The sequence below is a fragment of the Allobosea sp. CS1GBMeth4 genome, assembly GCF_900185715.1.
In the GTDB taxonomy this organism is placed as follows: domain Bacteria; phylum Pseudomonadota; class Alphaproteobacteria; order Rhizobiales; family Beijerinckiaceae; genus Allobosea.
Map to the genome: position 1 here is coordinate 1 of NZ_FYAS01000039.1, position 23,017 is coordinate 23,017.

A 23,017-nucleotide genomic window follows, 5' to 3' on the forward strand; every position below is an offset into this window, starting at 1 on the left:
CGGGCTGGGGCGCTTGCGGCCGCGGGGCCTGCGGTGCCGGTGCCGCCTGCGGCGGCTGGGGGGCACGCGCGACGGGCGGCGCCGGCGGCTCGTGACCGACGCGCCGCTTGACCTCGACGACGACCTGCTTCGAACGCCCATGCGAGAAGCTCTGCCGAACCGTGCTCTGTTCGACAGGGCGCTTCAGCGACAACGTCTTGGGAGGCGTCACGCTCAAGGTCTTGTCGCCGGGGGTTTTGGTATCACTCATTCCGCTTTCGGTCCTGCCGGTTCGGTCTTCGTCTGCTCGTCTGCGTCGGATTCGGCCGGGTCGATAAACGCCGTCCCGCCAGCATCGTTCATCCGAAAGCGGACGAGCCGACGCCAGCGCGCGAGGAAACCCTCAGTCGCCGGACCCGGAGCAAGCGCTGCATGTATCACATGCTCACGCCCGAGCGCCAGTTCCAGTTCGGCCGCGGCGAAAATCGCCACGACCGGGATGTCTTTCGGCACCGGCGCCCGCCGCAGCGCCTGGCCGATCTTGCGTTTGCCGTCCTCGGCGCCGTCGCTGGCCGCGATCAGCGCCGCGGCGCGCCCGGCCTCGGCCAGGGCCTCGACCTTGGCGAAGCCGGTGGAGACCAGCCCGGCCTTGTTCGCCATCGCCAGCGCCTGGATCGCGTCCCGCACCAGCAGGGCGTCGACCTCGGCGACGAGATCGGGCGACACCACGGCCTTCGTCTTCAGCGAGCGCTCGAAAGCGCGCCGCTTCACCGCCAGGCCGACCGCGGCAGCGCTGAGCGAGACCCAGACGCCGCGTCCCGGCAGCTTGCGCCTGATGTCCGGCACCAGCACGTCGCCGGGGCCGACCACGAAGCGGATCAGGTCATCCGGCGCCAGCGCCTGCCGCGTCACCACGCAGGTCCGCTCCGGACCCGTGCCGGGCGCGCGCCGGCTCATCTCGCGACGCTCCGGCTCAGGCCTGCGACTCCTCGGCCTCGGCCTCGGCTTCGGCCTCCGGCTCCGGCGCCTCGATCCAGCCGGCCTTTACGCGGGCCGCCATCACGATCGCCTCGGCCTCCTGCCGCGACAGGTCGAAGCCGTCGAGATAGCCGGCGTGGCGGGTGGTCTCGCCATCCTTGCGCTCGGTCCAGCCGACCAGATCGTCGGTGGCGCAGCCGGCGAGGTCCTCGACGCTCTTCACGTCGTTCTCGCCGAGCGCGACCATCATCGCGGTGGTGACGCCCTCGACCTCGCGCAGCTCGTCCTCGACGCCGAGCGCCCGGCGCTTCTCGTCGAGCTCGGCCTCGACCGCGGCGAGGTGGTCCTGGGCGCGGTTCTGGATCTCGGCGGCGGTCTCCTCGTCGAAGCCCTCGATCGAGGACAGCTCGCTGGGCTCGACATAGGCGACTTCCTCGACCGAGCGGAAACCTTCCGAGGCCAGCAGCTGGCCGACCGTCTCGTCGACGTTGAGCGCGTTCATGAACAGCTCGGTGCGCTGCACGAACTCCTTCTGGCGGCGCTCCGATTCCTCCTGCTCGGTCAGGATGTCGATATCCCAGCCGGTCAGCTGCGAGGCGAGACGGACGTTCTGGCCGCGGCGGCCGATGGCGAGCGAGAGCTGCTCGTCCGGCACCACGACCTCGATCTTGTCCGCCTCCTCGTCGAGCACCACCTTCGCGACTTCCGCCGGCTGCAGCGCATTGACGACGAAGGTCGCGACGTCCGGCGACCACGGGATGATGTCGATCTTCTCGCCCTGCAGCTCGCCGACCACGGCCTGCACGCGCGAGCCGCGCATGCCGACGCAGGCGCCGACCGGGTCGATCGAGGAATCGCGGCTGATCACGGCGATCTTGGCGCGCGAGCCGGGATCTCGGGCGACCGCCTTGACCTCGACGATGCCGTCGTAGATCTCGGGCACTTCCTGACCGAACAGCTTGGCCATGAACTGCGGATGGGTGCGCGACAGGAAGATCTGCGGGCCGCGCGGCTCGCGGCGCACGTCGTAGACATAGGCGCGGGCCCGGTCGCCGACCTTGAAGGTCTCTCGCGGGATCATCTCGTCGCGGCGGATGATCGCCTCGCCGCGGCCGAGATCGACGAAGACATTGCCGTATTCGACGCGCTTGACCGCGCCGTTGACGATCTCGCCGATGCGATCCTTGTACTCGTCGTACTGGCGGTCGCGCTCGGCCTCGCGCACCTTCTGCACGATGACCTGCTTTGCCGACTGGGCGGCGATGCGGCCGAAGTCGAAGGGCGGCAGCGGATCGGCGATCACGTCGCCGACCTGGGCGGCCGGATTGTGGCGCTTGGCCTCGTCGACCGTGATCTCGACGGCACCGTTCTCGACCTGGTCGACGACCTGGAGATGGCGCGCCAGCCGGAGCTCGCCCGATTTCGGGTTGATCTCGGCGTGAACGTCGGTCTCGGCGCCGTAGCGCGACCGCGCCGCCTTGGCGATCGCGTCCTGCATGGCGTCGATCACGATCTGCCGGTCGATCGACTTCTCGCGGGCGACTGCGTCTGCGATCTGCAACAGCTCGAGCCGGTTGGCGCTGACGGCCATGGCGCTCACTCCTCTTCCTGTATGTTCTGCACCGGACCCTTGCGGCCCTTGCCCGGCTTGCGGGCTTTGGGATCGCGGGGGCCGAGCGACTTGCCGCGCCCGGGCACGGGCTGGGCGATCTCGTCGGCGGGCGGCATCTCGGGCGGCAGGCCGGACTTGCCGCGCCTGAGCGATTCGGTGATCAGCGCGTCGGTCAGGACCAGCCGCGCCTCGGCGATCAGCCGCATCGGGATCGCGACGTCGCGATCCTCGTCCGCCTTGGCGTCGTCGCGGGTCAGCAAGGCGTCCGTTCCGCTGGCGCCGCGCAGGATGCCGCGGAAACGCTTGCGCCCGGCGAAGGGCTCGCTGGTCTCGATCTTGGCCAGATGCCCGGCCCAGCGCTCGAAATCGCCGGGCCTCACCAGCGGCCGGTCGATGCCGGGAGACGACACTTCCAGATGATACGCCGCCTGGATCGGATCGTCGACGTCGAGCGCCGGCGATACCGCCTGGCTCACCGCCTCGCAGCCCTCGACGGTCATGGTGCCGTCGGGACGCTCCGCCATGATCTGGACCGTGCAGCCGTTCTGCCCGGTGACGCGCACGCGCACCAGCCTGTAGCCGAGATCCATGATCGCCGGCTCGACCACCGCCGCGACGCGCGCCGCGACGCCGCTCTCGACGACGATCCGGTCTTCCTGGTCCTGGCTGCTCTGCTCGCCCATCTGGATGGCTCGCCCGTCTCCCGCCGGCTGCAAGGGCTCATGGACGGTTCGGCCAACAAAAAAGAGCGGGCCGGCGGGCCCGCTCTCGATCGCCGGCTTACACCGAAACCAGAGCTGTTGGCCGCTATCTAGTCCTGTTTCGGCAATCTTGCAAGCGCCGTGGCGATTGCCGCGATCCCGCTAACCGGCTGGTCATTCTTCGTCCTTAGGATGGCGCAGGAGTATGTGCGGGGTTGCGTGATGAGTCCTGTCGGTGCGTTGCTGCGCGATCTCGAGACGACGATGGCGCGCGGCTCGAGCGACGAACGTGCCGTCATCCTGGCGCGGCTGACCGATCTGTTCCTCAGCACGGCCGAATCCATGGCCGAGGAGCAGGTCGGCGTCTTCGACGTGGTCATCGGCCGCCTCGCCCGCGCGATCGAGATGCGGGCCCGCATCGAGCTGGCGGAGCGGCTGGCGCCCGTTCCCAACGCGCCGAGCGGGGTGGTGCGCCAGCTCGCCCTCGACGAGATCGCGGTCGCCCGGCCGGTCCTCGTCGCCTCGCCCCGTCTCAGCGACCACGATCTCGTCGCCATCGCGGCGGCGAAGGGGCGCGATCACATGCTCGCCATCACCGAGCGTGCCGGCCTCGGCGAACCGGTCACCGATTTCCTGATCCTGCGCGGCGGCCGCGTCGTCACCCATGCCGTCGCCGCCAATCACACGGCCCGCTTCTCGCGCCACGGCATGGGAGTCCTCGTCATGCGCGCCTCGCAGGACGATGCCCTGCAGGCGACCCTCGGCGCGCGCGCCGACATCCCGGCCGACCTCGCCGAGCAGCTGCTCGCCGCGGCCAAGACCTCGGCCCGCCGTCGGCTCGAAGCTTCGCTCGAGCCGGGCCTGGCAGGCGCGGTCGCGGGTGCGGTCGAGCGCGGTGCCGAGGCCGTCTCCGCGCGGGAGACGATCGGCGACGAGCTCGGCCGCTTCGGCGCCGCGCTGGCCGACGTCAAGGTGCTCGACGATGCCGGGCGCCTCGACGAGGCGGTGATCGCGCAATATGCGATCTCGGGCGCGGTGGAGCACGCCATCTGCGGAGCCGCCACGCTGGCGCGCCTGACCTTGCCGGCGACGGAGCAGATCGTCTTCGGTCCCGACCGCGACGCCGTCCTGCTGGTCGCGCGCGGGATGGGCTGGTCCTGGGAGACGGCGAGGGCGCTGATCGGCCTGCGCAAGGGCGACGGCAAGTCGGCCGCCGTGCTGGAGCGGGCGCGGCAGAGCTTCCGCAACCTCACGCCGACGACGGCGCAGCGCGTGCTCGGCTTCCTCAGGATGCGCGACGGCGCGCAGTCAGATAGCTCGGCACCCGCCCGGCCTTGACCGCCTTGGCCTCGTAGCGCGTGCGCACCCAGCCCGGATAGGGCCTGCGCCAGTCGTCGGCCGTTTCGTCGACCCAGTCGAAATCCGGCGAGGCGAGGAGGCGCGCCAGCGTCCAGCCGACATAATCGTCGATGTCGCTGGCGAAGCGGAAGCGCCCGCCCGGCCGCAGCACCCGCCCAAGCAGCGCGAGCGTCCGTTCCGAGACGAAGCGGCGCTTGCGCTGGCGGCGCTTCGGCCATGGGTCCGGATAGAGCAGGTCGACCGCGTCGATGCTCCCCTCCGGCAGCTGCGGCAGGAGGAGCGCGGCATCGCCGTCCCATAGCCGGATGTTGCGCAGGCCTTCCCCCTCGATCGCCGCGAGGAACTTCGCCATGCCGTTGACGAACGGTTCGATGCCGATGAAGCCGATCCGCGGGCTCTCGCGCATGCGCGCCAGCAGATGCTCGCCGCCGCCGAAGCCGATCTCGAGCCTGATCGCCTCGACCGGGACGGGAAACAGCGCCTTCAGATCCTGGATCGGCCCCTCGGGCAGCCGGAGCGCCGGCAGCGCCTCGGCGATGCGCCCGGCCTGGCCCTGGCGCAGTCCCTTGCCCTTGCGGCGGCCGAAGAAGGCCCGGTCCTTGTCGTGCTGCTCAGTCATGCGATGCCTTTACGGCGAGCGGCTGGAAAGCAAAAGGCCGGGGCGTCGCCCCGGCCTCCAGCTTCGCGCGGACGGCGTGGATCAGGCGACGGCCTTCTTCAGCGCGTCGACCAGGTCGGTCTTCTCCCAGGAGAAGCTGCCGTCGCGGCCGGCCTTGCGGCCGAAATGGCCGTAGGCCGCCGACTTGGCGTAGATCGGCTTGTTCAGCGCCAGATGCGTCCGGATGCCGCGCGGCGACAGATCCATGACCTCGGACAGGGCCTTCTCGACCTTGGCCTCGTCGACGCCGTTCTTGGCGGTGCCGTGCAGGTCGACATAGATCGACAGCGGCTTGGCGACGCCGATCGCGTAGGAGAGCTGGATCGTGCAGCGATCGGCGAGCTTGGCGGCGACCACGTTCTTGGCGAGGTAGCGCGCCGCATAGGCGGCCGAACGGTCGACCTTGGTCGGATCCTTGCCCGAGAAGGCGCCGCCGCCATGCGGGGCCGCGCCGCCATAGGTGTCGACGATGATCTTGCGGCCGGTCAGGCCGGCGTCGCCGTCGGGGCCGCCGATCACGAACTTGCCGGTGGGGTTGATCCACCACTTGCAGTCCTTGGCGATCTCGAGGCCGTTCAGCGTCTCCCGGATCACCGGCTCGACGATCTTCTGGACGTCCTTCGAGCTCAGCGTCTCGTCGAGATGCTGGGTCGACAGCACGATCTGCGTGACGGCCGCAGGCTTGCCGTTCTCATAGCGGATGGTGACCTGGCTTTTCGCGTCGGGGCCGAGCTTCTCGCAGCCCTTCTCGCCGGCCTTGCGGTACTTGGTCAGGTTCTCGAGGATCTTGTGGGCGTAGTAGATCGGGGCGGGCATCAGCTCCGGCGTCTCGCGGCAGGCATAGCCGAACATGATGCCCTGGTCGCCGGCGCCGACATCCTTGTTGCTGCTCTCGTCGACGCCCATCGCGATGTCCGCCGACTGCGGGTGCAGCAGCACGTCGATCTTCGCCTTCTTCCAGTGGAAGCCGTCCTGCTCGTAGCCGATGTTGCGCACGGCCTTGCGCGCCGCCGACTTCACCTTCGACTTGATCTGCTTCTCGTCGAGATGGGTGCGGACCTCGCCGGCGATGACGATGCGGTTCGTGGTGGCGAGCGTCTCGGCCGCGACGCGGACCTTGGCCGGATCCTGGCCGGCCTTGATCGCCTCCTTGAAGAACAGATCCACGATCTCGTCCGAGATGCGGTCGCAAACCTTGTCCGGGTGGCCTTCCGAGACGGACTCGCTGGTGAAGAAATAGTTCTGGCGCGACACGGTTGGAGAATCCTTCTCGCAGCTGCGAAGCGGCGCCGGCGAGGACCTGCGCCCGGATGGTGAAAAGCGCAGCGTCTTTTGCAGCGGAACGGTTCGTCGTCAAGGCGGGAAATTCTTTTGGCAGATGCTTTGTTCGTTAAGTCGAACGAAAAGATCCAGAATCACGGCTTTTCTCCGGATTCGTCCGCCAAAGCTTCGACGAGTTCGATCACGCGCCGGCGCACGCGCGGGCTCTTGATGCGCACGAACGCCTTCGAGAGCTGGATGCCTTCGCTGGTGGCGAGGAAGTCGGCGACATAGGCGGTGCTCCCGCCCTCGCCGAAGCCGCCGGCGGTCGCCTCGTCGGCCGGGGCGCCTTCGAAGAAGAAGGCCACGGGGACGCCGAGCATCTTGGCGATCTGCTGCAGCCGGCTGGCGCTGATCCGGTTGGTGCCCTTCTCGTATTTCTGCACCTGCTGGAAGGTCAGGCCGAGCCCCTCCCCCAGCTTTTCCTGGCTGACACCCGCCAGCATGCGCCGCATCCGCACGCGGCTGCCGACATGGCGGTCGATCGGGTTGGGGAGCTTCTTCTGCATGGCGGGTTCCCTTCGCCTCGCTCGACCGCGCCTCCGACGCGGCGTCCCCGGGCGAGCCGGGACCACACGCTCGGATGTGCGTTGATTCCTGGCGATTTTGCGTCGAAACTTGCATCATGGGAACCGGATCCGATGGCGTTGGACCAGGTCGATCGGTCATCCGTTTCTGGCACCTTCGGCGTAGCCCGTTCCGATCGGCGCGCGATGAAGGGAGCACGGCAGTCTCTGGGGAAGGCGCGGCATGTCGGGACGGCAGTTCAACGCGGGACGCGACGCACTCGACTTCATCGATCGGCTGAGCGCGCTCAGCGATCCGAACGCGGTCGTCGCCGCGCTGCGCGACAAGCTGGCGAGCTACGGCTTCCATGCTTTCCTGATCACCGGCCTGCCCGAGATGGGCGACCGGATCGATCCGCTCGTGCTCCTCAATGGCTGGCCGCCCGGCTGGTTCGAGCTCTATCTGGAGAAATCCTTCTCGGACTGGGACCCGATCGCCGCCCACTGCAAGACCACGGTCGACCCGTTCGCCTGGGCCGAGGTCTATCGCGACGAAGCGGCGTCGGCGCGCCAGCAGGAGGTGATGCATCGGGCCCGCGACTTCAGCATGATCGAAGGCTTCTGCGTGCCGATCCATGGCGAATGCGGCTTTCAGGCCGTGGTCACCATGGCCGGCGACCGGCCCGATCTCTCGCGCCAGACCCGCTCGGCGATCCATCTGATGTCGATCTACGCCCATGGCAAGGCGGCGGACTGCCTGCGGCCGATCCGGCTCGAGCATGTCCTGACCGTGCGCGAGCGCGAGGTCCTGACCTGGCTCGCGGTCGGCAAGACCACCGAAGGCGTGGCCGAGCGCCTCGGAGTCTCGCCGGGGACGGCGGAGGCGCATTTCGAGAACGCCGCCCGCAAGCTCGGCGTGCGCGGCCGCACGCGTACCGTCATCGAGGCCTACCGCCGGGGCGAGATCAGCCTCTGAGTCGAAATACCGCGGCCCTCCCGGAATTCCGGAATATCCGGGCGCTCCGAAAAGGGACAGCCTGCGCCCCTTGGACAGGGGAGGCGGGCGATGATCCACGTTGTCGATGCCGGCAACCGGCATCTCTATGGTGCCGAGCTCGAGCAGCATTTCCGGATACGGCACGAGATCTATGTGGGCGAGCGCAAATGGATGGCTCTCGCCCGGCCGGATGGCCGCGAGGTCGACGAGTTCGACAACGAGCACGCGGTCTATCTGCTGGCGCTCGAGAACGGGCGGGTCGTCGGCGGCACGCGGCTGGTCCCGACCCTGCAGCCGCATCTGATGGCCGAGGTCTTTCCGTTCCTCGCCGATGTGCGCGGGCTGCAGCGCGGCAGCGACATCGTCGAATGGACGCGCATCTTCGTCGTGCCGGAGCGGCGCGGCAGCGGCAGCAAGGTGCTGCACACCGTCCTCGCCGGCATGTTCGAATACTGCCTCGCCCACGACATCGCGGCGATCACGGTGGTGATGGAGACCTGGTGGATGCCGCGCTTCCTGGAGCTCGGCTGGGAGGTCCGGCCGCTCGGCCTGCCGGCGCTGATCGACGGCATGAATTGCGTCGGCACGATCATCTCGGTGAGCGAGGAGGCCTATCGCCGCACGCTCGCCTTCAAGCAGATCGAGGCGCCGGTCATCCGGCCGCGCCGCCAGGCCGGGCGGCGGGCGCCGGGTGAGCGGAGGATCCCGCATGGCTAGTCAGCATGATGCCGGCAGCCGCGCCAAGATCGAATATGCGCTCGGTCTGCTCACCACCCTGCTGCGCAGCCACCCCGTGCATCAGGAGCTGGTGGATGTCGCCTATCGGATGGATCTGCCGGACGAACTCTGGCTCGCGGTCCAGATCCTGTCGATGACCGAGCCGGACCAGGCGAAGCTCCGGGATTTCCTGCTGATGAATCCCAGCCCGCAATTGCAGCGGATCAACCGGAACACCCTCGTCCTGACGCAGGAGGCTGCGCCGGCGCTGCATTAGATCACGCTGCATTTGGACGGAATCGTCCAGATGCAGAAAACGTGATCGATTCTAATAGTTTAGAGCATGATCGATGCGAAAAGCCGTTGCCACTTTTTCGCAGCATGCTCTAGCGCCGGGTCCGATCAGATTGAATCAATCGGATCGGCAAATCCGTCTCTCACTTCGAGTTGGGGACCGCTTTTCCGATCAACTCGCGGTGCAAGTTGATCGGAACGGGCTCGGGACCGCGCCGCTTGTGGCCGCTTCGAATCCTGCAACGTCGCACGGCCCCGCCGGACCCGCTTGCCCGATCAGGCCGTCTCGGCCTGATCGGACCAGATCCGGCCGTTGCGCGGGTGCTATTGCTCGATGGTCTCGTTCGGCGTGTCGGCGAGCGACTCGACTAGGTCGACCAGGCGCCGGCGCACGCGCGGGCTCTTGATGCGCACGAACGCCTTGGTCAGCTGGACGCCTTCGCTGGTGGCGAGGAAGTCGGCGACATAGGTCGTGCTCGCCGAATCCGCGAAGCCGCCCTCGACGGAGTCGTCGGTCGGCGCGCCGTCGAAGAAGAAGGCCACGGGCACGCCGAGCATCTTGGCGATCTGCTGCAGCCGGCTGGCGCTGATCCGGTTGGTGCCCTTCTCGTATTTCTGCACCTGCTGGAAGGTCAGGCCCAGCGCCTCCCCGAGCTTCTCCTGGCTGACACCCGCCAGCATGCGCCGCATCCGCACGCGGCTGCCGACATGGCGGTCGATCGGGTTGGGTACTTTCTTCAGCATGTTTCGCCGGCCCCTTTGGTTCTCTTCGTTCAGACCTGTCGGCGGCCCGCTGAAGGCCCGGTACGGCCGACCAGTTGGCGGCCTCCCAAGAAAGTTCCAAATGGGATCACCGTCGCCGCATTATTACTCCAGCGAGCATTAGACTGGCAACTACACCTGCAAAGAAAAGATCGCCGAACCGGGCATAGGGCGGGGCCGCGCCGGCCCGCGGCAGCGTGGTGTCGAGAACGCCGGCCTCGCCGAGCGGAAGCGCCGCGCGGATTCGCCCGTAATGATCGGCGACGGCCGAGATGCCGGTGTTGGCGACGCGCACCAGCGGCAGCCCCTCCTCGATGGCGCGCAGGCGCGCCTGGGCGAGGTGCTGATAGGGGCCGCTGGTCTGGCCGAACCAGCCGTCATTGGTGAGGTTGAGGATGAAGCCCGGCCGCGGGCCGCCCGGCATCGCCGCGCCGGGAAAGATCACCTCGTAGCAGATCAGGGCCGCCGCCGGCGGCAGGCCGCGGACGAGCAGCGGCGTACGCCGGTTTCCCGAGGCGAAGCCGCCGGGAACCGAGACGAACTCCGACAGGCCGAGGGCCCGGATCAGCCGGTCGAGAAAGGGCGGCAGGTACTCGCCGAACGGCACGAGATGCACCTTGTCGTAGCTGCCGGTGATCACGCCCTCGTCGTTCACGACCTGGATCGAGTTGTAGATCGGCGGCCGGCTCTCGCCCGGCAGCATCTCCCCGGCCCGTGCCGCGCCGGTGATCAGCGTCGTGCTCGGCGGCAGCAGGGCCGCGATCCGCGCCAGCGCCTGCGGCGTACGGCCGAGCAGGAAGGGAAAGGCCGATTCCGGCCAGATCAGATGGGTCGCGTCCTGGACGCCGCTGGTCGCCGGGCTGGTCGCCCGGTCGCTCAGCGCGAGGTAGTGCGACAGGATCATCTCGCTGTTGCGCGGGCTGAACTTGGCGTCCTGCGGCAAATTGGGCTGCATCAGCCGCAGCCTGATGCCGCTGACCGCGGCGACCGGCTCCGGCGGTATCCGCCAGGCGCCGAAGCCGGCCATCGACGCCAGCGCGAGGGTCGCGAGCGCCGGAGCCCGCCAGCGCGCCGCGCCGGCCTCGCCGGTTCCCAGCGCCGCCGGCGCCGCGCCGATCGCGACGGCGAGCGCCGTCAGCCCATAGAGGCCGATCAGGCTGGCGCTCTGGGCGAGCCAGGCCGGCCCGGCCAGCATCATGCCGTAGACGTTCCAGGGAAACCCGGTGAGGACATGGCCGCGCAGCCATTCGCTCAGCGCCAGCGCGGCGGCGAGGATCAGGATGCGCCCGGCACCGGTCGGCCAGAGCATCCGCGCCAGGGCGAAGCCGGCGGCCGGGAAGATGGCGAGGAAGGCCGGCAGCGCGACGACGCCGAGCGGCATCGCCCAGGCGAACTTGTCGGCCTCGACCAGGAAGGCGGCGCCGAGCCACCACAGCCCGGCGAGATGGTAGCCGAAGCCCCACCACCAGCCTGCCGTCGCGGCGGACCAGAGGCCCCCGCTCCGGCTCTCCGCCACCGAGCCGTCGATCAGCCAGACGGCGGCGGTCATCGGCACGGCCAGCAGCGGCCAGAGATCGAGCGGGGCCAGCGCCAGCGCACCGACGGCGCCGCAGCCGAGCGCGATCAGCCTGCGCGGCCAGCCCCAGGACAGGATGACGCGGTCGGCCAGCCGGGAGAATCCGCTCATGCGGCGTCCGGCGTGGCTGGCGGCTCCGCCGCGACCGGGACGCGGCGATGGATGCGCAGGCGCTTGACCCGGCGCGGATCGGCGTCGAGCACCTCGAATTCGAGCGCCTCGGGGCCCTTGATCAGCTCGCCGCGCACCGGCACGCGGCCGGCGAGGGTCACGATCAGGCCGCCGAGCGTGTCCACCTCCTCGGCGACCTCGGCGCTCGACAGGTCGATTCCCGTCACCTGCTTCAGCTCCTCGAGCGTGGCGCGGGCGTCGGCGATGAAGCGGTTCTCGCCCGCGGGCGCGATCGAGGGCGCCTCGTCGAGGTCGTGCTCGTCCTCGATGTCGCCGACCACGATCTCGACCAGGTCCTCGATCGAGATCAGCCCGTCCGTGCCGCCATACTCGTCGATCACCAGGGCGATATGGGTGCGCGTCGCCTGCATCCGGACCAGCAGGTCGACCGCCGGCATCGAGGGCGGAACGTAGAGCACCGGCCGCAGGATCTTCGCCTGGGCGAGGGTCATCGAGAGATCGATCGCGCCCAGGCTCGGCCCGCCATTGCCGGCGGGCTCGCCGCGCCCGCGTCGGCCGGGCTTGGCCCGGGCGGCGATGAAGTCGAGGAAGTCGCGGATGTGGATCATCCCGCGCGGATCGTCGAGCGTCTCGCCATAGACCGGCAGGCGCGAATGCCCGGCGGTGCGGAACAGCGCCAGCAGGTCGCCCAGCGTGGCGTCGGAGGAGACCGCGATGATGTCGGCGCGCGGCACCATGACGTCCGCGACGCGGCGCTCGCGCAGGCTCAGCACGTTCGACAGCATCGCCCGCTCCTGCGGCGACAGATCGGTGACCGCTCCGCTGTTCTGCGCCAGCGCCTCGGTGATGTCCTCGCGGATCGAGCCGCCATGGCGCAGGCCGAGCCGATCGAGGAACTGGCCGAGCCAGTGCGACAGGCCGCGGCCGCTCGTGTCCGCTGGTGAGGAAGATCGGGTGTCGTCGCTCATGACGCAGGCTGCGGTTTCGGGTTCCGGGTCGCGGGGCGAGGCTGGACGGGTTCGGGCTCGGACCCGGCATAGGGATCGCCGATGCCGAGCCGGGCGAGCGCGGCGGTCTCGAGCGCCTCCATGCGCTCGGCCTGTTCCTCGGTCTCGTGGTCCTCGCCGAGCAGGTGCAGCAACCCGTGGATCACGAGATGGCTGAGATGGTCGCCGAAGGATTTCTCCTCGGCCTGCGCCTCGCGGGCGATCGTCTCGAAGGCGAGCACGATGTCGCCGACGACCGGGCTCGTCGCGATCCGCTCGGGCGGCGCGGCGGGGAAGGAGAGGACATTGGTCGCCTTGTCGAAGCCGCGCCAGTCGCGGTTGACGCCGCGGATGCGCTTGTCGTCGGTCAGGAGCAGGCTGAGCTCGGCTCCCGGCAGCGTTCCGACCGGCGCCAGCGCCAGCGCGGCCTCGATCGCGGCCGCGATCCTCGGGCGCAGATCCTCGACCTCGCGCCAGCGCCGCGACTGGATGCGGATTTCGAGCGCAGGCCCGCCGGAGGCGGGCTCGGATGTCCCGGTTCGCGGCGCCGCGCGCCGCGATCGAGGTCGGTCGTTCATCGCGGCCGCTCCCGCGACAGCATGCGCTTCAGCCCGTCGGCGTCGCCCTCGATGGGAGTATCCGGCGCCGGCAGCGCGGCAAGCCGCGCCTCGCGGTCCTCGCGCTCCTTCCGGGCGGCGTCCTCATAGGCCATGACGATCCGGCGCACGAGCTCGTGGCGCACCACGTCGCTCTCCTGGAAGCGGGCATGGCCGACGCCCTCGACGCCCGACAGCAGGTGGACCGCCTCGACCAGGCCGGAACGCTGGCCTGGCGGCAGGTCGATCTGCGAGGGGTCGCCGGTGATGATCATCCGCGACCCCTCGCCGAGACGGGTCAGGAACATCTTCATCTGCACCGAGGTGGCGTTCTGCGCCTCGTCGAGCAGGACCACGGCGTTGCTCAGCGTGCGGCCGCGCATGAAGGCGAGCGGCGCGATTTCGATCATGCCGGTCTGCAGGCCGCGCTCGACATGGCGCGCCTCCATGAAGTCGCCCAGCGCGTCGTAGATCGGCCGCAGATAGGGGTCGACCTTCTCGCGCATGTCGCCCGGCAGGAAGCCGAGGCGCTCGCCGGCCTCGACGGCCGGCCGCGACAGCACCATGCGTTCGACCACGCCCTGCTCGATCAGTGAGACGGCGTGGCCGACCGCGAGCCAGGTCTTGCCGGTGCCGGCAGGACCTTCGGCCAGGACCAGCTCATGACGCTTGAGCTGGCGCAGATAGGCATCCTGAGCCGCATTGCGTGCCCGGACCGGACCGCGCTTGCGCGTCACCACCGCGTCGAACGCGGCCTTGCCGGCATTGTCCGAGGGAAACAGCGAGCGCTGCGCGTTGCTCTCCTCGATCGCGCCGTCGACCTCGCCGAGATTGACGGCGGCGCCGGTCTTGGCCCGGGCATAGAGCGTGCGCAGCACGCGGCTCGCCTGTTCGGCCGTCTCGCGCGGGCCCTTGATGGTGACGTGATTGCCGTTCGGGCTGACGACGACGCCGAGGCGCCGCTCCAGATGCGCGAGGTTCTGGTCGTAATGGCCGAAGACCAGGCTGGCGGTCTGGTTGTTGTCGAAGGTGAGCTCGACCTCCGCGCCGGGCAGGGCTTCGCGGCTCAGCGCCTCGTCGCGACGCAGGCCGCGCTCGGCTCTCGGATTGAATTGATCGGCCTGGGCCAATGCCATTGCTCCATTCGGAATGAGTCGGACAGGCGCAGTCAGAAACCACCACCGCAACGCCGACGCCATCGCACGCTACGCACCCAAACCCTCAGGCGGCCAGGTCCGGCCGATCCACCGCCCGGCCGAACAGCGAATTCGATCCAGCGCGCTCGATCAGGGCCAGCACGCGCTCGCCGATCCGGTGCGTCGCGCTCTCGATCTGGACCGCCTGCATATAGGGCGTCTTGCCGGCGAGTTGGCCGGGATGCCGGCCGCTGCGCTCGAGCAGGATCTCGACCGTGCGCCCGACCATGGCATGGTTGAACGCCTGCCGGTGTTCCTCGACCAGCGCCTGCAGCCGCTGCAGGCGCTCGTCCATCGCGGCGAGCGGGATCTGCCCGGCGAGCTCCGCCGCGGGCGTGCCGGGGCGCGGCGAATATTTGAACGAATAGGCCGAGGCGAAGCGCACATCGGCGATCAGCCGCAGCGTCTCCTCGAAATCGGCCTCGCTCTCGCCGGGGAAGCCGACGATGAAGTCGGAGGACAGGGCGATGTCCGGCCGCGCCTGCCGAATCCTGTCGATCAGCCGGCGATAGGCATCGGCGGTGTGCTTGCGGTTCATCGCCGCGAGGATCCGGTCCGAGCCGGCCTGAACCGGCAGATGCAGGAACGGCATCACTTGCGGCAGGTCGCGATGGGCGGCGATCAGCGCCTCGTCCATGTCGTTGGGATGGCTGGTCGTGTAGCGGATGCGGGCGATCCCCGGCACGTCGGCGATGCGCTGCATCAGCCGCGCCAGCGTCCAGATTCGGCCATCCGGCCCCTCGCCGTGATAGGCGTTGACGTTCTGGCCGAGCAGCGAGACGTCCTGCACCCCGGCTCGCGCCAGCTGCTCCACCTCGGCGATCACCTGCGCGACCGGGCGCGAGAACTCGGCGCCGCGGGTATAGGGCACGACGCAGAAGGCGCAGAACTTGTCGCAGCCCTCCTGCACGGTCACGAAGGCCGAGACGCCGCGCGCCAGGATCGCGGCCGGCTTGGGCGCCGGCAGATGGCCGAACTTGTCCTCGGGCGGCAGCTCGGTGTCGACGACGCGGCCATGCTTCGCCTGCGCGAGCAGCTCCGGCAGGCGGTGATAGGTCTGCGGGCCGACGACGAGGTCGACGGCGGGCTGGCGCCGCTGGATCTCGGAGCCCTCGGCTTGGGCGACGCAGCCGGCGACGACGAGCGTGGTCTCGCGCCCCTGCGCCTTCCGCTCGCGCTTCAGGTCGCGCAGCTTGCCGAGTTCGGTATAGACCTTGTGGGCGGCCCGCTCGCGGATATGGCAGGTGTTGAGCAGGACGAGGTCGGCGTCATCGGGCGTCGCGGTCTCGACATAGCCCTCCTGACCCAGGACGTCGGCCATGCGCTGGCCGTCATAGACGTTCATCTGGCAGCCATAGGACTTGATGTGGACTTTCTTCATCAACGCTGATCCGGCCTCAACCGCGTCTCCTTATCCCGATCGTCGCCAAGATGGGAATCATATCGCCGCCGCCCGTCACCACGCAATATCCGGCCGCGCCTGTCCGAAGCCGTCGCGAAACTGGCTCAGCCGCGTGACCGCCCCGTGACGGCCTCCTGCCGTGCCCGCCGGATCGCGATTTCGGCGAGGCGCGTCGCTTCCTTGCGCGACAGCTTGCGGCCCATCCGGATCGGCTCGCCCCAGGCGAGCTCGACGTCGATGGCGCCGGAATTGATCATCGCCTGCAAATGCGGCGCGAGTTCGGTGTCGCCATACCAGGAGAGCGCGGAGCGCTCGACGCGTCCGCCGCGCAGGCCGTGGAAGCCGATATAGGTGATGCAGAGCGGATAGACCGTGACCTCGGCCTCGTCGTCGCCGCGCAACGCCTCATGGGCGGCCCCGAGCAGGGAGGAGCGCAGGGGCAGGATGCGCGTGCCGTCGCCGGTCGTGCCCTCCGCGAAGAGCACGACGGCCTGCCCGTCCTGCAGGCGCCGGCCCATCTCGCTGGCGACGCCGGCGGTGGCGCCACGGCGCATCCGGTCGATGAAGACGGTGCGCTGCAGCTTGGAGAGCCAGCCGATCACCGGCCAGCTCGCGACCTCGGCCTTGGCGACGAAGGAGAGCGGACCGGTCGTGCCGATCACGGGAATGTCGAGCCAGGAGATGTGGTTGGCGACGATCAGCCCGCTCTCTCCCGGCGCGGGCGGCCGGCCGTGCATGACGATTCGCACGCCGAAGCTGCGGCAGACCAGCTTCTGGAACAGCCGGGTGAAATAATAGGGGCGCCCGAGGCGCATCGCGACGAGCTGCGGCGGGATCAGGACGAGCGTGCCGAAGACGATCAGCGCGAGCCGCGCCACGGCGCCTGGACGGAGGCCTTTCATGCTGGGCGGTTCATTCTCTGCGCAGGCGCTCCGCGGTTGCGGCACCGCCTATAATCGCCGCCGTTCCCGGCGTCCATGCTGCTCGAAATGCCTCAACCGAGATCGCGCCGCATCACCAGCGCCGCGGCGCGGCCGCCATCCGGTTTCGGATAGTAGCCCTCGCGGCGTCCGACGGTCTCGAAGCCGAGGCGGCGATAGAGGGCGATCGCCGGGGCGTTGCCCTCCTCGACCTCGAGGAAGAGCCGCGCCGTGCCGCGCGCCGCCAGCTGCGCGATGTGGGCGCGGAGCAGCGTCTGCCCGAGTCCGGAGCGGCGCCGTCCGCCGGCGACGACGATGCTGAGGACCTCCGCCTCGTCGGCCGCGAGCCGCGACATCACGAAGCCGCAGGGCTCCCGGTCGGCGCCGATGAACACGCCTTCGGTCACGACGGCGCGGTCGGCGAGCAGTGCGGCGCATTCGCCCGGCTCCCAGAGCCGTGCGAAGCCGCCCTGGTGGTGCAGGGCCGCGACCTGCCTGGCATGGCGGACGTCGAGGGGACCGGTGCGGGCAGGGCCGCTCTTCCGCTCGAGCAGGGAACGCAGCCAGCTCATCGCCGACGATACCTGAACATATGGAATCCATGCTCGCCGTCATTCCGGAGAGGCGGCGAAGCCGCGCAGGTCAGGCATCCATCGGAGGGCCCCGGAGCTCTCTGATGAATTACGGCGTTCCGCTTCGCTCCGGCCGGAATGGCGAGATGGATTCGCATCTGTCGTGAGAACTAGCGCCGCGGCAGCCGGGCCCGGTCCTGCGGCGTCGTCTCCGGCGGCTTGAGATAGAGCGGGCGTGGCGGCGCGCTCTCGGGGTCGGCGATCAGGCCGAGCCGGGCAACCCAGGCCACGTCCGGCGCCTTGGCGTCGTCGACGACGAGCGCGTCGAGGCCGATCGCCCAGGCCTCGTTGGCGACGGCGAGCGCGGCCGAGCCGACCAGCGAGACCGGGCCGGCGCCGATGGCGCGGGCGGCGTCACGATGGTTGACCTGGCGCACCGAGACGAGCTGCTTGCCCTGCGCGTTCAAGGCCTGGAACCAGACCTGGCCGTGCCTGGCGTCGACCGCGGCGGCGACGACGCGCCCGCCCTCGCGGCCGATGAAGGGTGCGGCGCTGGCGGCCAGGGTGGAGACGCCGACGGCGGGGATGCCGGCGGCGAACGCGATGGCGCGCGCCGCGCTGATGCCGACGCGCAGGCCGGTATAGCTGCCGGGCCCGATCGTCACGGCGACGCGGTCGAGCGCGGCGAAGCCTCCCTCCGTCTTGCCCATCACGCGCTCGATCATCGGCATCAGCGCCTCGGCATGCCCACGGTCCATCGCGGTCTGCTCGAGCGCGAGCGGGGCGGGAGCGCCGGTGTCGAGCACGCAGACGGAGCAGGCGCCGAGCGCGGTGTCTATCGCCAGGACACGCATCAGCCGACCGACCGCAACGCGGTGCCGGCCGTCGCGGACGGCGGCGGGGAGACCCGGAACCCGTGCCGGGGCATCACCGATGATGGCTCAGGCATGGATCCCGGCTCTACGCTGCGCTCCGGCCGGGACGACCCGCGGAGAATGTTGAAAGGACAGATCGGGCGCCGAATCAGACCGCCTCGACCTCGCGGACCTGCGGCAGGAAATGGCGCAGCAGGTTCTGGATGCCGTGCTTCAGCGTCGCGGTCGAGGAGGGGCAGCCCGAGCAGGAGCCCTTCATGACGAGGTAGACGGTGCCGTCCCTGTAGCCGCGGAAGGTGATGTCGCCGCCATCGCCGGCGACCGCCGGACGGATGCGTGTCTCCAGCAGCTCCTTGATGGTGTCGACGGTCGCGGCGTCCTCCTGGGCGAAGAATTCGTCCTCGCTCTCGCCGAGCGCCGCCGCCGGGCCGCCATCCGCCATCAGCGGCGCCCCGGACATGTAGTGTTCCATGATCGCGCCGAGGATGGCGGGCTTCAGATGCGGCCATTCGCCCTCCGCCTTCGTCACGGTGATGAAATCCGAGCCGAAGAACACGGCGGAGACGCCCCTGACGCCGAACAGGCGAGCGGCGAGCGGCGAACGCTCGGCCTGGGCCGGGTCGCGCAGCTCGACCGGGCCTTGCGGCGACACGCTGCGGCCGGGCAGGAACTTCAATGTGGCGGGGTTGGGCGTGGCTTCGGTCTGGATGAACATGGCTCTGTCTCCGGCGCCGGCGGGTCAAGGCCGCCGTTCCTGCCCCCGATATAGGCCGGACGCTGGAACGATTCCAGCCGTTGCCGAACCATGCTCTGGAAGTGACGGCCGGCTCGCTGTCGGGAGCGGCCCGCGGCGCGGCCGCTCAGGCCAGCGCGTCGATCTCCTCGTCGGCGAGATGGCCGGGCACGATCGCGACCGGGATCGGGAAGGTGCCGGCGCCCTTGCCGGCGAGCGCGCTGACCAGCGGGCCCGGCCCGTCCCGGCCAGTGCCGGCCGCGAGCACCAGGAGGGAAATATCCTCGTCGGCCTCGATCAGCTTCACCATCTCGTCGGCCTTGACGCCGGTGCGCACGACCTTTTCCGGCTCCAGCCCGGCGAGCGAGCGCACGGCGGCGGCGGCCGCGTCGATCAGCTCCTGCGCCTCCGCTTCCGCGTCGGCCTGCACCATGTCGCCGACGCCGAGCCAGGTCTCGTCCGCCGGCGGCGTCACCACGCCGAGCAGCACGATCGACGCGCCGATGCGGGCGCAACGCCTCGCCGCGAAGCGCACGGCCTTGGCGCATTCGGGGCTGTCGTCGACGACAGCCAGGAATTTCGGGCGATGGCCCGTCTCGTAGGACCGCCGTCTCTTCACCATGTGCCGCCGCCTCTGCGCGCTTTCCGTTCGGCCGGGACGGGCCGAACGCTCGGGCTTCGCGCCTGCTGTCCGGCGAGGGCAGGTCTTTCTCGCAAAAGCGGGTGCCGCTTTTGCAGGGCCGTGCCCGCGCCGATCTCAGGAGCACTCATCGTGACAGGCGCCGCAAGGTCAGCGCAAGCCTCCCGCGGCGCCTGCCGGATCAGCGCCGGCGCACGAAACCGGTGATGTCCTTCACACCGAGCATGATCGGCTCGGCGATCGCGGCGGCACGGTCGGCGCCGTCGCTGAGGATGCCGTCGATATGGCCGGGATCGGCGAGCAGGCGCCGCATCTCCCCGGCGATCGGCGCGAGCGAGCCGACCGCGAGCTCGATCAGGGCCGCCTTGAAGCCGGAGAACTGGCTGCCGCCGAACTGGGCGAGCACCTGCGCCTTGGTCTTCCCGGCGAGGCCGGCATAGATCCCGACCAGATTCTCGGCCTCCGGCCGGCCCTCCAGCCCCTTCTCCTCGGAGGGCAGCGCCTCGGGGTCGGTCTTCGCCTTGCGAATCTTCTGGGCGATGGTGTCGGCATCGTCGGTCAGGTTGATGCGCGAATAGTCGGACGGATCCGATTTCGACATTTTCTTGGTGCCGTCCCGCAGGCTCATCACCCGCGCCGCCGGCCCCTGGATCATCGGTTCGGGCAGCGGGAAGTAGCCGAGATCGCCGGTACCGAGGTTGAGCTCGGCGATGCGCTCGGCGAAGTCGTTGTTGAACTTCTGGGCGATATCGCGGGTGAGCTCCAGATGCTGCTTCTGGTCCTCGCCGACCGGGACATGCGTCGCCTTGTAGAGCAGGATGTCGGCCGCCATCAGCACCGGATAGTCGTAGAGGCCGACCGAGGCGTTCTCGCGATCCTTGCCGGCCTTCTCCTTGAACTGGGTCATGCGGTTGAGCCAGCCGAGCCGCGCGACCGTGTTGAACACCCAGGTCAGCTCGGCGTGGCCGGCGACCTGGCTCTGGTTGAAGATGATGCTCGTCTTCGGATCGACTCCGGCCGCGATATAGGCGGCGGCGACCTCGCGGGTGGCGCGGGTCAGTTCGGCCGGCCCGCCCCAGACCTCGATCGCCGGCGTGATCGCGTGCATGTCGACGACGCAATAGATGCAGTCATGGGTCTTCTGCATCGCGACCCAGTTCACCAGCGCGCCGAGATAATTGCCGAGATGGAGCGTCGAGGTCGGCTGCATGCCGGAGAAGACGCGGGGAGTGAAAGCGGCCATGGGGCGCTCCGTCGTCAGGGCGAGAACATCCCGAGAGCCGGCGGCCGGCCACTCAGGAACGCGGCGTTCTGACGGATGCGCCGCGAAGGCGCAAGAGCCGCGGCGGCAGCACCATGTCGAAGGCGCCGGTGAGGAAGCCGGCCACGGCGTAGGTCAGGCCGCCCGCACAGCACAGCAGCGCCAGCGCACCGGCACGCCGCAGCGCCGGCTGCCCGGGAGCGAGGATCGGGCCCAGCAGCCCGATCGCGCTGCTCAGGACCAGGATCATCAGCGCGGCGGCGAGCAGGATGGCGAGGATCGTCCTCGCGTCGATCCAGCGCGGACGCCATAGCCCGGCGCGCCACAGCTGGAGGCCGAGCAGCCCGGCCTGGGCGAGGAAGGCGAAGCTGGCCGCCAGAGCTCCGACCATCGCGGCGTCGCGCCAGCCCAGCAGGGCGTAGCCGGCGAGCGCCGCGACGGCCACCGCCGCGAATCCGGCGATCAGCGGCGGGCGCGGCCGGTGGCGCACGAAATAGGCCTGCCCGAATACCTTGGCGGCGAGCGCAAAGGGCAGGCCGAGCGCGAAAGCCGCGAGCGCCGCGGCGGTGCGCTCGCGATCGGCCGCGCCGAAGCGCCCGTTCTCGAACAGGACAGATACGATGGGCTCGGCCAGCACGGCGAGGGCGGCTGCGGCCGGGATCGCCAGGGCCAGTCCGAGCGCCAGGGCCCGCCCCAGCAGGGCGTCGTGGCCGGCCGGCGACAGATCGCCCGCCATGGCCGAGAGCACGACCGTGCCCATGGCGACGCCGAAGAAGGAGAGCGGCAGCTGGAAGACGCGGTCGGCATAATACAGCGCCGAAACCGAGCCGGGTTCCGTCGAGGCGATCTGCGTCGCGACCAGCAGGACGAGCTGCGCCGCGGAGGCGGCGAGCAAGGTCGCTCCGCCCGTCCTGACCAGCCGCGTCATGTCCGGCGACCAGCGCAGGTCGGGCTGCGGCAGGCCGATGCGGCGCAGGTCGAACAGGATCAGCGCCAGATGGGCGAGGCCGGTCAGGCTGAGGCAGCCGGCGAGCAGGGTCGCGCCGGCGTGGCTGTCGCCGCCGCGGAACAGCCCGATCAGCAGGGCCGCGAGCAGGATCGCGTTCATCAGCGCCGGCGCCAGCGCCGCAACGCTGAAGCGCCCTTCGGCGTTGAGCAGCGCCGCGAGCAGGGCGGCGAGCGTGGTCAGCAGCACGAAGGGCAGCATCAGCCGCGTGTAGAAGGCGGCGAGCGCCAGCGTCTGCGGCTCGTCGGCGAAGCCGCCGGCCAGCCCGAGCACGACCCAGGGCGCGAAGATCTCGGCGAACGCGACGAATCCGGTCAGCAGCAGCGCGAGCTGGCCCGCCGCCGCGCCGGCGAAGCGCCTCGCGTCCGCCTCGCCGCGCTCGGCTCTGATCGCGAGATAGAGCGGCACGAAGGGCGCGTTCAGCCCGCCTTCGCCGAGCACGCGCCGGACGAGGTTCGGCAGTCGGAGCGCCGCCAGGAAGGCGTCCGCGACGGGCCCGGCGCCGAGCAGGCGCGCGATCAGCACGTCGCGGGCGAAGCCGAGCAGGCGCGACAGGATCGTCGCAGCGCCGACGACGAGCGAATCGCGGGCGAGGCGGGAGGGTGGCTGTGGCGATCTGCCGTTCCCGGCCGGCTCTTCGCTCACGGCCCGAGATCCTCACGCAGGCGCTCGATCTGATGCATGCGCTGATGCAGGATCGTGACGATGCCGATGTCGCCATTCGCGAGCCGGCGCCAATAGATGACATGGCGCTCATGGCGCACCATGAAGCCATCGACGCCGAACTCAGCCGGAACCGGGCGCGACATCGCGGCATGCGTCTCGATATGGCCGAAGGTCTCGAACAGCCCATCGACATAGCGCTGCGCCTGCTCTTCGCCCCAGCGCTCGCGGGTGTAGCGGTAGATCTCGTCGAGGCGGTGCGAAGCCGCTTCCTGGATGCGAATCGCGGCCATGGGCCGTCAGCCCTTGTTGCGCGCGATCACCTCGGCGGCCGTGAGCGGTCGATAGGCGGAATCGGGCGCGGCGAAGGCCTGTTGCAGCTCGGCCTTCAGCCGCTCGAAAGCCGCCAGCTCCGTGCGTTCCTTGTCGCGACGGATCAGGTCGCGGACATATTCGCTGACATTCTCGTAATCGCCGTCCGGGCCGACATTCTCGGCGACGAAGTCGCTCAAAGGGCCGCTGATCCGGACGGTCATGGTGGTCGTGCGCGGCACTGGCTCGCTCCTTGTCTTCAAT

At 69.8% G+C, this 23,017-nt stretch carries 26 protein-coding genes; 4 read left to right on the forward strand and 22 right to left on the reverse strand.

From position 1 onward, the window contains the following. From CS1GBM4_RS20345 to rimP, 4 genes are all read right to left on the reverse strand, one after another. On the reverse strand, positions 1–250 hold a 250-nt coding region (locus tag CS1GBM4_RS20345; protein ID WP_186420582.1), incomplete at its 3' end, for a translation initiation factor IF-2 associated domain-containing protein. Next, the gene (locus CS1GBM4_RS20350; protein WP_186420583.1) at positions 247–936 is read right to left on the reverse strand and encodes an RNA-binding protein; all 690 of its coding nucleotides are present in this window, start codon (positions 934–936) and stop codon (positions 247–249) included. The genes CS1GBM4_RS20350 and CS1GBM4_RS20345, both read right to left, overlap by 4 nt. Positions 937–952: 16 nt before the next feature. Further along, positions 953–2,548 (reverse strand): transcription termination factor NusA, encoded by a 1,596-nt coding sequence (gene nusA, locus CS1GBM4_RS20355; RefSeq protein WP_186420584.1) that lies wholly within the window; start codon positions 2,546–2,548, stop codon positions 953–955. Between the two features lie 5 nt (positions 2,549–2,553). After that, entirely contained in the window at positions 2,554–3,252 is a 699-nt protein-coding gene (gene rimP / locus CS1GBM4_RS20360) for a ribosome maturation factor RimP (RefSeq protein ID WP_186420585.1), read from the reverse strand. A gap of 240 nt (positions 3,253–3,492) precedes the next feature. Between rimP and CS1GBM4_RS20365 the strand changes: the two genes are divergently transcribed. Then, complete coding sequence (locus CS1GBM4_RS20365; protein WP_186420586.1) at positions 3,493–4,608, forward strand: DUF2336 domain-containing protein; 1,116 nt, start codon at positions 3,493–3,495, stop codon at positions 4,606–4,608. Here CS1GBM4_RS20365 and CS1GBM4_RS20370 read toward each other — a convergent pair. The 3 genes from CS1GBM4_RS20370 to CS1GBM4_RS20380 all read right to left on the reverse strand — a co-directional run bounded on the left by CS1GBM4_RS20370 (position 4,556) and on the right by CS1GBM4_RS20380 (position 7,116). Continuing rightward, a complete protein-coding gene (locus CS1GBM4_RS20370) occupies positions 4,556–5,248 on the reverse strand; it encodes a tRNA (guanine(46)-N(7))-methyltransferase TrmB (protein WP_186420587.1) in 693 nt (230 codons plus the stop codon). The two genes, CS1GBM4_RS20365 and CS1GBM4_RS20370, sit on opposite strands and share 53 nt — an antisense overlap. A gap of 81 nt (positions 5,249–5,329) precedes the next feature. Then, complete coding sequence (gene metK, locus CS1GBM4_RS20375) at positions 5,330–6,541, reverse strand: methionine adenosyltransferase (protein ID WP_186420588.1); 1,212 nt, start codon at positions 6,539–6,541, stop codon at positions 5,330–5,332. 161 nt (positions 6,542–6,702) lie between these two features. After that, positions 6,703–7,116 (reverse strand): helix-turn-helix transcriptional regulator, encoded by a 414-nt coding sequence (locus tag CS1GBM4_RS20380; RefSeq protein WP_186420589.1) that lies wholly within the window; start codon positions 7,114–7,116, stop codon positions 6,703–6,705. Between the two features lie 241 nt (positions 7,117–7,357). Here CS1GBM4_RS20380 and CS1GBM4_RS20385 point away from each other — a divergent pair, with 241 nt between their 5' ends. The 3 genes from CS1GBM4_RS20385 (at position 7,358) to CS1GBM4_RS20395 (ending at position 9,104) form a co-directional block, all read left to right on the forward strand. After that, positions 7,358–8,089 (forward strand): LuxR family transcriptional regulator, encoded by a 732-nt coding sequence (locus tag CS1GBM4_RS20385; RefSeq protein ID WP_186420590.1) that lies wholly within the window; start codon positions 7,358–7,360, stop codon positions 8,087–8,089. A 90-nt stretch (positions 8,090–8,179) separates the two neighbouring features. Continuing rightward, the gene (locus CS1GBM4_RS20390; protein WP_186420591.1) at positions 8,180–8,827 is read left to right on the forward strand and encodes an acyl-homoserine-lactone synthase; all 648 of its coding nucleotides are present in this window, start codon (positions 8,180–8,182) and stop codon (positions 8,825–8,827) included. Then, on the forward strand, positions 8,820–9,104 hold the full coding sequence (locus CS1GBM4_RS20395; RefSeq protein WP_186420592.1) for a hypothetical protein: 285 nt from the start codon (positions 8,820–8,822) through the stop codon (positions 9,102–9,104). Before CS1GBM4_RS20390 ends, CS1GBM4_RS20395 begins: the two co-directional genes overlap by 8 nt. A gap of 341 nt (positions 9,105–9,445) precedes the next feature. On the opposite strand, the gene CS1GBM4_RS20400 is transcribed toward CS1GBM4_RS20395, so the two are convergent. The 15 genes from CS1GBM4_RS20400 to CS1GBM4_RS20470 form a co-directional block, all read right to left on the reverse strand. Next, on the reverse strand, positions 9,446–9,865 hold the full coding sequence (locus tag CS1GBM4_RS20400) for a helix-turn-helix transcriptional regulator (protein WP_186420593.1): 420 nt from the start codon (positions 9,863–9,865) through the stop codon (positions 9,446–9,448). A gap of 106 nt (positions 9,866–9,971) precedes the next feature. Continuing rightward, positions 9,972–11,570 (reverse strand): apolipoprotein N-acyltransferase, encoded by a 1,599-nt coding sequence (lnt, locus tag CS1GBM4_RS20405; RefSeq protein ID WP_186420594.1) that lies wholly within the window; start codon positions 11,568–11,570, stop codon positions 9,972–9,974. Beyond that, positions 11,567–12,559 (reverse strand): hemolysin family protein, encoded by a 993-nt coding sequence (locus CS1GBM4_RS20410; RefSeq protein ID WP_186420595.1) that lies wholly within the window; start codon positions 12,557–12,559, stop codon positions 11,567–11,569. Before CS1GBM4_RS20410 ends, lnt begins: the two co-directional genes overlap by 4 nt. Then, positions 12,556–13,155 (reverse strand): rRNA maturation RNase YbeY, encoded by a 600-nt coding sequence (ybeY, locus tag CS1GBM4_RS20415; protein WP_186420596.1) that lies wholly within the window; start codon positions 13,153–13,155, stop codon positions 12,556–12,558. Before ybeY ends, CS1GBM4_RS20410 begins: the two co-directional genes overlap by 4 nt. Then, positions 13,152–14,261 carry a PhoH family protein gene (locus CS1GBM4_RS20420; RefSeq protein ID WP_244607325.1) on the reverse strand — a complete coding sequence of 370 codons (1,110 nt, stop codon included), beginning with the start codon at positions 14,259–14,261 and terminating at the stop codon, positions 13,152–13,154. Before CS1GBM4_RS20420 ends, ybeY begins: the two co-directional genes overlap by 4 nt. 133 nt (positions 14,262–14,394) lie before the next feature. Continuing rightward, positions 14,395–15,750 carry a tRNA (N6-isopentenyl adenosine(37)-C2)-methylthiotransferase MiaB gene (gene miaB / locus CS1GBM4_RS20425; RefSeq protein ID WP_186420598.1) on the reverse strand — a complete coding sequence of 452 codons (1,356 nt, stop codon included), beginning with the start codon at positions 15,748–15,750 and terminating at the stop codon, positions 14,395–14,397. Positions 15,751–15,875: 125 nt separating this feature from the next. After that, positions 15,876–16,673: a lysophospholipid acyltransferase family protein gene (locus tag CS1GBM4_RS20430; protein WP_186420599.1), complete on the reverse strand. Its 798-nt coding sequence runs from the start codon at positions 16,671–16,673 to the stop codon at positions 15,876–15,878. A gap of 92 nt (positions 16,674–16,765) precedes the next feature. After that, positions 16,766–17,263: a GNAT family N-acetyltransferase gene (locus CS1GBM4_RS20435; RefSeq protein ID WP_186420600.1), complete on the reverse strand. Its 498-nt coding sequence runs from the start codon at positions 17,261–17,263 to the stop codon at positions 16,766–16,768. A 170-nt stretch (positions 17,264–17,433) separates the two neighbouring features. Then, positions 17,434–18,117: a tRNA (adenosine(37)-N6)-threonylcarbamoyltransferase complex dimerization subunit type 1 TsaB gene (gene tsaB, locus CS1GBM4_RS20440; RefSeq protein ID WP_186420601.1), complete on the reverse strand. Its 684-nt coding sequence runs from the start codon at positions 18,115–18,117 to the stop codon at positions 17,434–17,436. 169 nt (positions 18,118–18,286) lie between these two features. Continuing rightward, positions 18,287–18,853 (reverse strand): NifU family protein, encoded by a 567-nt coding sequence (locus CS1GBM4_RS20445; protein ID WP_186420602.1) that lies wholly within the window; start codon positions 18,851–18,853, stop codon positions 18,287–18,289. Positions 18,854–18,998: 145 nt separating this feature from the next. Further along, entirely contained in the window at positions 18,999–19,493 is a 495-nt protein-coding gene (locus CS1GBM4_RS20450; protein WP_186420603.1) for a universal stress protein, read from the reverse strand. 199 nt (positions 19,494–19,692) lie between these two features. Continuing rightward, positions 19,693–20,754: a tryptophan--tRNA ligase gene (gene trpS, locus CS1GBM4_RS20455; protein WP_186420604.1), complete on the reverse strand. Its 1,062-nt coding sequence runs from the start codon at positions 20,752–20,754 to the stop codon at positions 19,693–19,695. A 52-nt stretch (positions 20,755–20,806) separates the two neighbouring features. Continuing rightward, on the reverse strand, positions 20,807–22,423 hold the full coding sequence (gene murJ / locus CS1GBM4_RS20460) for a murein biosynthesis integral membrane protein MurJ (protein ID WP_186420605.1): 1,617 nt from the start codon (positions 22,421–22,423) through the stop codon (positions 20,807–20,809). Continuing rightward, a complete protein-coding gene (locus CS1GBM4_RS20465) occupies positions 22,420–22,734 on the reverse strand; it encodes a type II toxin-antitoxin system RelE/ParE family toxin (protein ID WP_186420606.1) in 315 nt (104 codons plus the stop codon). Before CS1GBM4_RS20465 ends, murJ begins: the two co-directional genes overlap by 4 nt. Before the next feature lie 6 nt (positions 22,735–22,740). After that, positions 22,741–22,995 carry an addiction module antitoxin gene (locus tag CS1GBM4_RS20470; RefSeq protein WP_186420607.1) on the reverse strand — a complete coding sequence of 85 codons (255 nt, stop codon included), beginning with the start codon at positions 22,993–22,995 and terminating at the stop codon, positions 22,741–22,743. Positions 22,996–23,017: the final 22 nt, after the last annotated feature.